The organism is Bradyrhizobium sp. ORS 375 (assembly GCF_000239775.1).
In the GTDB taxonomy this organism is placed as follows: Bacteria; Pseudomonadota; Alphaproteobacteria; order Rhizobiales; family Xanthobacteraceae; genus Bradyrhizobium.
The window spans coordinates 1-6,704 of sequence record NZ_CAFI01000353.1 but is presented as its reverse complement, the minus strand read 5'-3'; the positions used below and the strand labels follow the sequence as shown (position 1 = coordinate 6,704).

The window sequence follows — 6,704 nt, the reverse complement described above, 5'->3', positions numbered from 1 at the left end:
CGCGCCCAACAAACTACACGCCGCATGCGGCGCCAGCGTGCCCGTCCGATGGAGCTGCGATCCGGACACCGTGCTTGCCATGCCCCTCACCCGGATTGCTGCGCAATCCGACCTCTCCCCGCAAAGGGCGGGGAGAGGTTGCACCGCGCGAGCGGAATGATCGCGGCATGCGAACGATCGTTGTCAGCCCACCAACGCCTTCACCAGCCCGCTCTCCGCATCCGCCAGATCGTCGATGACGTCGAAATGATGCCGGTCCGGCGCCTCGACATAAGCCGTACGCGCCCCCAGCCCGATCCAGATGTTCGCGAGCAGCTGGGCCTGGCGGCGGAATTCGTTGCGTTCGGCGCCGCCGACCCAGGCGGTGACCTTGGCGCCCTCGATCGGCGTCAGCAGTGCCGCGCTCTCCTTCGCAGCGGTGGCGTCATCGATCTGCAGCGTCTCGTTCATCGCCGTCCGCTGCAGCGGGCGCAGATCGTGCAGGCCGGAGATCGAGACCACGCCGGTGATGCGCTTCTGCCGCTCTTCTGAGAGCGGCGCGCCGCGACAGATCGTGCGGCTGACGAGGTGGCCGCCGGCGGAATGGCCCGTCAGCGCGACCGGACCTGCGACCTCGTCCATGGCGCGCGCGATGGCCTGTGCGACGTCGACCGAGATGTCGGCGATGCCGACCTCGGGACATAGCCGATAGGACGGCATCGCCACGGCAAATCCGCGCGCGATCGGGCCCTTGGCCAGGTGCGACCAGAAACTCTTGTCGAGCCGCATCCAGTAGCCGCCATGGACGAACACGACGAGCCCCTTCGGCGTGCCCTCCGGCAGGAACAGATCGAGCCGCTGCCGCTCATGCGCGCCATAGGCGATGTCGAGCTTCGCCCGGCCCTGCCCGGCGAGCTCCCTGCGATAGGCCTCCGCCGGTGCGACCCACAGCCCAGGCCAGCGTTCGCCGCCGGGGATGTTCGGGCCGTTGGCATAGGCGTTGTCCCAGTCCTTGACGGCATACAGCATGACAATCTCCTGATCGAATCAGCGCGCGATGGCTCAAAGGCCGGTGCGCAGCTTCCAGAGTTCGGGGAACAGCACGATCTCCAGCATCTTGCGTAAGTAGTTCACGCCCGAAGTGCCGCCGGTGCCGGTCTTGAAGCCGATGATGCGCTCCACAGTGGTGACGTGGTTGAAGCGCCAGCGGCGGAAATAGTCCTCGAAATCGACCAGCTTTTCGGCGAGCTCATACAGCTCCCAATGCCGCTGCGGATCGCGATAGACGCTGGTCCAGGCCGCCGCGACCTCCGGGCTTTCGGCGCGGGTGCCACGCCAGTCGGTGCGTTGGCCGTCGGCGCCGATGAAGAAGCCGCGGCGCGCGAGCAGCCGCAGTGCTTCGTCATACAGGCTGGGCTTCGCCAGAATGGATTCCAGCTCCGCCGTCAGCTCCGGATGATGCGCATGCGGACGCAGCATCGCGAGGTTGCGGTTGCCGAGCAGGAATTCGATCGAGCGATACTGGAACGACTGGAAGCCGGAGGACTCGCCGAGTTTGTCGCGGAACAGCGTGTACTCGCTCGGGGTCATCGTGCGCAGCACGTCCCAGGCGCCGTTGAGCTGCTCGAAGATGCGCGACACCCGCGCCAGCATCTTGAACGCCGGCTGCACATCGTCCCGAGCGATCGCGGCCATCGCGGCCTTGATCTCGTGGATCGCGAGCTTCATCCACAGCTCCGAGGTCTGGTGCTGGATGATGAAAAGAAGTTCGTCATGGGCCGACGACAGTGGCGCCTGCGCGTCGAGCAGGCGGTCGAGCATCAGATAGTCGCCATAGGACATGCGTCCCTTGAAGTTCATCCGCGCACCTTCGGTGGCGGGATCGTAGGGCGCGCTGCTCACGTCACGAGCTCCTTCTGACGATATTCGGGCTTGTCCCACAGCTTGTTGGCAAGGACCTGCTCGAGGATGTCGACGGCGCCGCGCACCTCAGCCTCGCCGATATAGAGCGGCGTGAAGCCGAAGCGCAGCGCATCCGGCGCGCGGAAGTCGCCGATCACGCCGCGCGCGATCAGCGCCCGCATGATCGCATAGCCGTCGGGATGGCGGAACGACACCTGGCTGCCGCGCCGTGATGCGTCCCGCGGGGACGCCAATGTGAGCGACGGACAGCGCTTCTCCACCTCGGCGATGAACAGCTCTGACAGCGCGATCGAGGCTTTGCGCACATCCTGCATCGACACGCCCTCCCAGGCGTCGAGCGCCGCATCCAGCGCGGCGAGAGCGATGATCGGCGGCGTGCCGATGCGCATCCGCTCGATGCCGCCGCCGGGACGATAGTCGAGATCGAAGGCGAACGGCGCCTCGTGGCCCATCCAGCCCGACAGCGCCGGCGGCGCGATGTCGGCGTAACGTGGGGCGACATAGATGAAAGCCGGCGCGCCGGGGCCGCCATTGAGATATTTGTAGGTGCAGCCGACGGCAAAGTCGGCATCTGCACCGGCAAGGTCGACCGGCACGGCGCCGGCGGAATGCGCGAGGTCCCACACCGTGAGCGCGCCGGCATCATGCGCCGTCTTGGTCAGCGCGGCCATGTCGTGCATGCGTCCGGTGCGGTAGTCCACCTCGGTCAGCATCAGCACGGCGACGCTGTCGTCGATGGCGGCCTCGACCTGCTCGGGCTCCACCACCTTGAGCGTGGCGCGATCGCCGAGCATGCGGACAAGGCCCTGCGCCATGTACAGATCGGACGGGAAGTTGCCGCTGTCAGACAGGATCACGCGCCGGCCGGGGTTGAGCGACAGCGCCGCGGCGAGCGCCTGATAGACCTTGATCGACAGCGTATCACCCATCACCACCGTGCCGGGCGCAGCGCCAATCAGGCGCGCGATCCGGTCGCCGACGCGACGCGGCTGCACCATCCAGCCGGCGCTGTTCCAGCCGCGGATGAGCTCGGTGCCCCATTCCGCCTCCAGCATGCGGGCAACGCGGGCGGGGACGGCCGAAGGCAGCGCGCCGAGCGAGTTGCCGTCGAGATAGATGACTCCGTCAGGAATCTTGAAAAGCGATCGGGTGTGAGAAAAATCCGCCATGCTGCCTTGCTCTGTTCGCCGTCCCGAATGCATGATTCGGGCCGCAAGAGACCAGATCGACCGGCGGCCACACGTCCGCGCCGCCTGGATGGTGTGGCTCTGTCACGACCGCAGCTACGGAGCAAGTGGGATGAGAGCGTCAGCCTGGCTCGTCTGTTTCTGTTTATGGGCGATGCCCGCCTTGGCCGGCGGCGACGTCTCCGCCGCGCAAAGCGTCATTCGCGCCCAGGAGCAGGCGCTGGCGCGCGACGACGGCCCTGCCGCCTATGCGCAGGCCGCCCCCGAGATCCAGGCGCTCTTTCCCAGCGTCGAGATTTTCATGGAGATGGTGCGCCAGGGCTATGCGCCGGTGTACCGTCACAAGAGCTTCGAGTTTGGCCCGTCACAGGTCGAGGACGGCAACATCGCGCAGCGCGTCCACATCGTCGATGCCAATGGCGAGGCCTGGGAGGCGCTCTATACGCTGCAGACGCAGCCGGACGGCAGCCTCAAGATCACCGGCTGCTCGCTGCTGAAGGCCGGCCAGTCGGTCTGAAGGCGAGACGGGACTTCAGCGTGACGGGGTCGGCGGCCCGCCGTGCTGCTGGCGCCATTGCAGGAATTGGCGGAACAGCGCGCTGCGCTCGGCCGGATCGTTCGACACCTGGCCGCCGCTCTGGCGCACGAAGCTCTCGAACTGCTGCTGCTGCTGGACATCAGCAACCTGCGACCGCGGCGCATCGGCGGCCTGCGGCCGCGGCACCATGTTGCGCGCCACCAGCCATTCGTCCGCGGCCTTGAAGCGTTTCCAGCCGGGAATGACGGCGACGATGCTCGACTCCTTCCATTTCGGATGGCGCGGCGGCTTCATGAACTCGTCGTAGTTGGCGAAGAACGCCTCGACGAAGCGCGCGACCTTGCGATAGCGCTCGGTATTCTCAGGCCAGTTGTAGCTGACCAGCAGCATGCCGATCGCCACTGTCTCGATCGTCTCGCCGGGATTGAGCAGGTTCGGATATTCCTCCGAGGCCAAGGTCGTCGGCAAATAGAGATCCTGCAGCCGCCGATCATAGGGAATCGTCACCAAATGCAGCGCGCGATTCTCGTTCTTGATGTTGCGGGCGAGCTGGAACACCTTGCCGGTCGAGACGATATAGGCGTCGGCCTCGCCGTCGATCAGCTTCTGAATCGATTTCGCATCGTCGGTGGCGTAGTCGAACGACGCGGTCATGCCGAGCCGGTTGAAGATCACGCGCGCGGAATAAAAGCCGACATCGGTCGGCGCGATGATGCGCTTGCCGTTGAGATCGAAGATCGAGCGGATCGAGGACCGCGCGATGACGTGGATCTCATTGTGATAGAGCCGCGCGATGTAGCGGAGCTGCGAGGTGATGTCCGGAATGCCGTATTGCAGGCGGTAGAACTCGGGCACGTCGGCCGCGACCGCGCCCATGTCGATGCTCTTCAGGAACAGGATGTCAGAGACGTTGCGCACCGGGCCCTTGCCGAGCACCGGCAGCACGCGGACATTGGTCTGGTCGTCGAGCACGCGCGCCATGTCCGAGCCGAACACGGAGGTCGCGCCGCCCGCCGGTGCGGTGATGATGGTGACGGTGCCGTCATTGACGTCGTTCGGGTTCGGCAGCCGCCACACGTCCGGGCCGCTGCCTGGCATCGGCGACAGCGAGGCCGGCAAGCCGGCAGGCCGCGGCGGCGCCGGAGCGGGCGCGGCGGCATTGGGTCTGGCGGGAGCTGGCGATACGGGGACAATGAGAGATCGGGTCGCCGCGGGCCGCGGCGGCTGGGCCGGCTGCGGTTGCGGAAACAGCTGTGCCGACGCCTGGCTCGTCATGAGTCCGATCGCCAGCGCGGCGAATGACAACTGCGAAACGGCGCGTGAAACGATGGACATAGCGCAACGGCCTCCTGCACCATCGCGATGCCGCCGCAGCGATCCCGACCGGTCCGGAGCCTTCACCTCGCCGCCACCCTTGCTTCAGGTTGGGCGACAGGCGACCGCGGCCTCGGCTGAGACCTCGCGACAATTCACTTCGCGATGCGAAGCGCGCAGGGCCCCACAAGCCCCGACCGGCTTCGATCGAGATCAGAGTTGCGTGATCGGATTCGATGGATTTGCGGCGGAAGCCTGGATTTTGTACGACGGCGTGCATATAGACCCTGATCAGGGTCCGACTGTTGCCGCCGCGCAACGATCCCGCGATCAGGTGGCCAGCCGGTGTTGCCGCCGCGCCAGGATCAGCAGCGTGACCACAATCATCAGGTTGAGGGCATTCCAGGCGATGCCATTGGCGAACGCCGCCGCATAGGAGCCGGTGGCGTCGAAGATCACGCCGGACACCCAGCCGCCAAACGACATGCCGAACACCGAGGCGAAGATGATGATACCGACCCGGGTCGCGGCCTCGCGCGCCGGCATCGCCTCGCGCACGATGATCGCATAGCTCGGCACGATGCCGCCCTGGAACAGGCCGAACATGCCGGAGATCAGGTACAGCGAGGTCAGGCCGTCGAAGAACAGATAGAACAGCAGCGCGAAGCCCTGCGCCAACGAGCCGATCAACAGCGTCCGCATGCCGCCGACGCGGTCGGCGAGGAAGCCGGAGCCGATCCGGCTGACGATGCCGAGCGCCATCATCAGCGACAGCATCTGCGCGCCGACCGCGACGCCATAGCCCAGATCGCCGCAATAGGCGACGATATGCACCTGCGGCATCGCCATCGCGACGCAGCAGGCGATCGCGGCGATGCTCAGCAGCACGGTGAGCGCGTTGGTGGAGATCGGCAATGTCAGCTGCGGCGGCGCCGCGTGGGTGTGGTCATGCGCACCGGCGCCGCCCATCCGCGCGCGCAGCACCAGCAGCAGCGCCGACATCGTCACCGCGCAGAAGATGCCGAGCGCGACATGGGTGGCGCGCCAGCCAATCTGCTGCACGCCATAGTTCACCAGCGGCGGCCACACCGTGCCGGCGACGTAGTTGCCGGAGGCGACGATGGTGACGGCCAACCCGCGATAGCGCTCGAACCAGTGCGAGGCCTCGGCCATCAGCGGCGCGAAGGTCACCGAGGAGCCGAGCCCGATCAGGAAATACACCGCCTGGAATTGCCACAGCGTCACGGAGGCGCCTGCAAGCAGATACGCCGTGGCCGTGGTGGCGATGCTGAGGGCCATCGCGGTGACGATGCCGAAGCGATCGGTGATGCGGCCGACGATGACGCCGCCGAGCCCGAAGCCGAACATGGTGAGCGTATAGGCCAGCGACACCGCACCGCGGCTCGCGGCATATTCGGCCTGCACGGTCGGCAGGACGACGACAACCGTCCACATCCCGGCGCCGCCGATGGAACCGATGACGAGCGCAAGCACCAGCCGCGCCCAGGCCTGGCGCGAGTCCGGTGTGAAGTGAGGCGCTTCCTCGAATCTTGGGGTGGGTCCGTGCACGATGGCCACAACTTCGTTGCCGCGTGCTGTGGGGTCAAGCCACATTGCTGCGGCATTGCCCATGCAGAAGCAGTGCAACAAGAGCACGTCGGCCAGCATCTTGTGGTCATCAAGATCCTGACGAGAGCCACATGGACCACCGGTGACCCGAGGTCCTTCCTCGAGCGCAAGTGTGCTCCCTCTCCCCGTTCTTA

Annotated in this window: 6 protein-coding genes; 1 reads left to right on the top strand and 5 read right to left on the bottom strand. The window is 66.4% G+C overall.

Annotation, left to right across the window (positions count from 1 at the left end; translation table 11 throughout):
• Positions 1 to 183: 183 nt before the first annotated feature.
• The 3 genes from BRAO375_RS25085 to kynU are packed head-to-tail and all read right to left on the bottom strand — an operon-like array spanning position 184 to position 3,071.
• Entirely contained in the window at positions 184 to 1,008 is an 825-nt protein-coding gene (locus tag BRAO375_RS25085) for a hormone-sensitive lipase (RefSeq protein ID WP_009030252.1), read from the bottom strand.
• Positions 1,009 to 1,041: 33 nt separating this feature from the next.
• On the bottom strand, positions 1,042 to 1,881 hold the full coding sequence (gene kynA, locus BRAO375_RS25080; protein WP_009030251.1) for a tryptophan 2,3-dioxygenase: 840 nt from the start codon (positions 1,879 to 1,881) through the stop codon (positions 1,042 to 1,044).
• A complete protein-coding gene (kynU, locus tag BRAO375_RS25075) occupies positions 1,878 to 3,071 on the bottom strand; it encodes a kynureninase (RefSeq protein ID WP_009030250.1) in 1,194 nt (397 codons plus the stop codon). The genes kynA and kynU overlap by 4 nt, the downstream gene beginning before the upstream one ends.
• A gap of 130 nt (positions 3,072 to 3,201) precedes the next feature.
• Between kynU and BRAO375_RS25070 the strand changes: the two genes are divergently transcribed.
• Positions 3,202 to 3,606, top strand: a complete 405-nt coding sequence (locus tag BRAO375_RS25070) for a DUF4864 domain-containing protein (RefSeq protein WP_009030249.1) — start codon at positions 3,202 to 3,204, stop codon at positions 3,604 to 3,606.
• 15 nt (positions 3,607 to 3,621) lie between these two features.
• On the opposite strand, the gene BRAO375_RS25065 is transcribed toward BRAO375_RS25070, so the two are convergent.
• Entirely contained in the window at positions 3,622 to 4,725 is a 1,104-nt protein-coding gene (locus tag BRAO375_RS25065; RefSeq protein ID WP_009030248.1) for a TAXI family TRAP transporter solute-binding subunit, read from the bottom strand.
• Positions 4,726 to 5,271: 546 nt separating this feature from the next.
• Entirely contained in the window at positions 5,272 to 6,510 is a 1,239-nt protein-coding gene (locus BRAO375_RS25060) for an MFS transporter (protein ID WP_009030247.1), read from the bottom strand.
• Between the last annotated feature and the right edge of the window lie 194 nt (positions 6,511 to 6,704).